Origin of the sequence: Dokdonella sp., assembly GCF_049593775.1 — a bacterium.
Classification (GTDB): domain Bacteria; phylum Pseudomonadota; class Gammaproteobacteria; order Xanthomonadales; family Rhodanobacteraceae; genus Dokdonella.
This window is the reverse complement of sequence record NZ_JBAWHJ010000065.1, coordinates 1-3,792: the sequence shown is the minus strand read 5'-3', so window position 1 is coordinate 3,792 and position 3,792 is coordinate 1. Positions and strand designations below refer to the sequence as shown.

Annotated in this window: 4 protein-coding genes; 2 read left to right on the top strand and 2 right to left on the bottom strand. The window is 60.4% G+C overall.

Annotated elements, in window-relative coordinates:
- On the top strand, window positions 1-1,273 hold a 1,273-nt coding region (locus WBP53_RS02395), incomplete at its 5' end, for a hypothetical protein (protein ID WP_423925566.1).
- 144 nt (window positions 1,274-1,417) lie between these two features.
- Here WBP53_RS02395 and WBP53_RS02390 read toward each other — a convergent pair.
- Window positions 1,418-1,723, bottom strand: coding sequence for a DUF1244 domain-containing protein (locus WBP53_RS02390; protein ID WP_423925564.1), 306 nt, complete (start codon window positions 1,721-1,723; stop codon window positions 1,418-1,420).
- A gap of 274 nt (window positions 1,724-1,997) precedes the next feature.
- Here WBP53_RS02390 and folD point away from each other — a divergent pair, with 274 nt between their 5' ends.
- Complete coding sequence (folD, locus tag WBP53_RS02385) at window positions 1,998-2,852, top strand: bifunctional methylenetetrahydrofolate dehydrogenase/methenyltetrahydrofolate cyclohydrolase FolD (protein WP_423925562.1); 855 nt, start codon at window positions 1,998-2,000, stop codon at window positions 2,850-2,852.
- Window positions 2,853-2,945: 93 nt separating this feature from the next.
- Here the strand turns inward: folD and WBP53_RS02380 are convergent.
- Window positions 2,946-3,792: sulfatase-like hydrolase/transferase (locus WBP53_RS02380; RefSeq protein ID WP_423925560.1), on the bottom strand; the 847-nt coding region annotated here is incomplete at its 5' end.

Genomic DNA, 3,792 nt, shown 5'->3' with positions numbered 1-3,792 from the left:
CTCCAAGTGCGTTTACGAAAAGAAGTTCGCGGGTTGTCCTGCCGGCACAGCGCCTGGCGTGCAGCCGCGCAGTTGTGTACTCAGCGGCGCCATCACCAGCGACCGTACGCTGACCAATGATACGACCTGGGTGCTTGATGGCCTGGTTCGCGTCGGCGGGGACAATACCAACAAGGCCGTATTGACGATCGAACCGGGTACGTTGCTGACTGGCAATGGTGCGACTTCCGACTATCTGTACGTGCAGCCTGGTTCGCGCATCGTTGCAGACGGCAAGGCCTATGCGCCGATCATCTTCACCAGCTCCGACGATGGTGTTTCCAGTGGTCGCGAACCGGCCCCGAAGGATTGGGGCGGCGTTGTGCTCTCCGGCAATGCTCCGAACAACAAGTGTCCGGCAGCTCCGTTTGATTGCCGCAGCGAGTTCGATCCAAGCCTGCGCTATGGCGGCAACGATCCGCATGACAGCTCGGGCATCATGCGTTATGTCCAGGTGCGCTATAGCGGCTACGTCTTCACGGAAGGACGCGAGGTCAACGCCTTTACGTTCCAGTCGGTTGGCGATGGCACGGTGCTCGAATACCTGCAGGCCTATCGCGGCGGTGATGACGGCATGGAGTGGTTCGGTGGAACCGCCAACGCCCGCTATCTGGTCGTAGTCGACGGTGGTGATGATTCATTCGACTGGGATGAAGGCTGGGCCGGCAACGTGCAGTTCGCCTATTCGAAGACCGGCAATGGATTTGGCGAGGACAACGGCTTCGAGTCATCCAACCAGGCCGATAACCAGGATGCGACGCCGCGCGCGCAACCGACGTTTGCAAACTTCACCTTCCTTGGCGGCCCGACAGCGGGTAATGGCATCCTGCTCAAGGAAGGCACGGGCGGCAATCTCGTCAATGGCCTGGTCCGCGGCTATGACAAGGCTGGCAAGGCTTGCCTGAACATCACCAACACGCCGACCTTCGCCGCAGCAGGCTCACCCGCAGCTTTGACCGGCACCCTGACCATCGACCACACCTACCTCAATTGTGCGACAGCGTTCGCCCAGTCGGCAGACGCGCCGTGGACGGCCGAAGCCTTTTTCACTGCGCAGGCAGGAAACTCGACAGCCGATGCGATGATCAGCGGCTACCTGCCGATGGCGAATTCACCGCTGCGCACCGGTGGCCGCCTGATTCCGGAATCGTTCTTTGCTCCGGCGCCCTATGTCGGTGCTTTCAGCGGTCCGAATGACGATTGGATGCAGGCCTGGACGTACCGGGCGCAATAAGAAACGGGTCCGGCGCACGGTTCTTCGCGCCGGACCGAATCTCGCTGGGCCAGAAGGCCTGCGCCAACTATCGTGGCGTGGGCCTTCTTTTTTTTGACGTTGCGGCAACGTCTTGGGAGCGCGCTCGCACGGGCCGGGGTTCGCCTATCCCTGCGGCGGGTGCTTTTTCTGCGCTTCTGCAAGATCAGCCAATTGCGCTGCAGTGGCATCACCCTGGTAGCGAGTCTTCCATTCCGTGAACGGTTGTCCGTAGATGAGCTCCCTGGCCGCATCGCGATCCATTGACAGTCCACGTTCAACTGCAGCATCACGGTACCAGTCGGCCAGGCAGTTCCGGCAGAAGCCGCCCTTGATCATCAGATCAATGTTCTGGACGTCGGTGCGGGCCTGCAGATGCTTGAGCAGGCGTCGGAAGGCAGCCGCTTCGAGTTCGGTAGTAACGTCAGGCATCAATTGTGCTCCGGATTGACCTGGATCGATCCTAGCATTCCGCACGGGAGTGCCGACTTCTCCTGGTAGTTCGAGAGATGGGCCGGATGCTCACACTCTGGACATGGGCAAGTGCCGACTGGTGCCGAGCCAGCCGGATGTTGCAAGCGAGAGTTCGCCGGCTGCGATCTCACCGGCAAGGCCTGAAACCTCGGTCAAGCCGGCGGATTTTCTCCGGTCTCATGAAATATTCGGGCGAGACATGGATAATGTGCGGGACTTCCATGGAGTATCGATGAGCGCACGCCTGCTGGACGGCAAACGCATTGCCGCTGAATTGCTCGAGGGCCTGGCGGCACGCGTGCAATCCCGTATCGAGTCCGGAAAGCCACGCCCCGGGCTTGCCGTGATCCTGGTAGGCGACGAACCTGCCTCTTCCGTCTATGTCCGCAACAAGCGTCGTGCCTGCGAGCGTGTCGGTTTTTCGTCGTTGGCATTCGACTTGCCGGCGGATACTCCGGAATCCGATCTGGTCGACCTGGTCGATCGACTGAATGCCGATCCGCAGGTGCACGGCATTCTTGTCCAGTTGCCGTTGCCTGCGCATGTCGATGCAAGTGCGTTGATCAACCGCATTGATCCACGCAAGGACGTGGATGGGTTCCAGGCAGAGAACGTTGGCCGTCTGGTCCTGCGTCAGAGAGGTTTGCGGCCATGTACGTCCAAAGGCGTGATGACCCTGCTCGCGAATACCGATCTGCCGGTACGTGGCAAGCACGCCGTCGTGGTCGGTGTATCCAACCATGTCGGACGTCCGCTGATGCTTGAACTGCTGCTCGCCGGCTGCACCACGACCGTGTGCCATCGATTCACGCGTGATTTGCCTGCATTCGTAGCCGCAGCCGACATTCTGGTTGTTGCTGTTGGTCGCCCGGATCTGGTCCGGGGTGAGTGGGTGAAACCCGGTGCGATCGTCATCGACGTCGGCATCAATCGCCGTGATGACGGCAGTCTGACTGGCGATGTCGAGTTCGAGACAGCAGCCCAGCGGGCGGCCTGGATTACCCCGGTACCCGGCGGAGTCGGGCCGATGACGGTAGCTACCTTGATGGAAAACACGCTGGAAGCGGCAGAAACGTTCTTCGATTGATCGGGTTCGGCCCGCATTCGAGAGATTCGCGACTGCCCCGATCAGTGTCGGCCTGCCAACGACGCGATGCCTGGCGCCGATTTCCTCAAGCGCTCAGCGAAGGCTGTCCTGTTTCTCGCCCTGCTGCCTTCCGCGACGAGACGCTTCATCGCGCTGAACGTTGATCCAGGCCGCTACGCGTTCGCCATCTGCAGGGGGTGGCCCCAGCCATCGACTGTCGTCTCCGTCCAGGAGAAATGCCGATACCTTGTCGTTGTCATGGTAGACATCGACCCGGTTTCTATCATCGCCACGCGCGTGGAAGACCACTTGCGGGGGGTGCGGGTTCTCCCTGAGAAAACTGCCCATGTACGGCGAGCGGCACCATTCAACTCCGAGCTGCCAGGCCAGCGAAGGCAGCAAGTCGATCTGCTGGAAGCTGCCCTCGACCACCGCAGGCATGTCGATGTCACCGATCACGATCATTGGCACACGCGCAAACGCGCGATCGCCAAAATCGAGGAACTCCGATTCATTCAGCGGCGTCATGGTTCGATGGTCGCCCATCACGATCAGAATGCCGGTGCGAAAATACCCTCGCAGTCTGAGTTCGTCATACAGGTTTCCCAGCTGCTCATCGACGTATCGAAACGAACCTTCCGGATCAATCGTGTGCGTGCGCGGATTGATGAACGGCGGATGGCTCGTGACATTGAGCAGGACCGAGACAAATGGTTTCGAGTCGGCACGAGCGTCGAGCCAGTCGAGGAAACGCGGGTAGAAATCCTCATCGGAGACTGCGTTGAATTGCCAGCGCTCCAGTCCCGAATACCAGTCTTCCTCGCTGCCATGGACCTCGCTGAAACCAATGCTGTGCAGCCACTTGCCGACGCTCAGGAAGCCGGTGTCGCCGGGTGTGAAGAATTGCGTGTCATAGCCCGCCTCGGTAGCCATGCCGGGC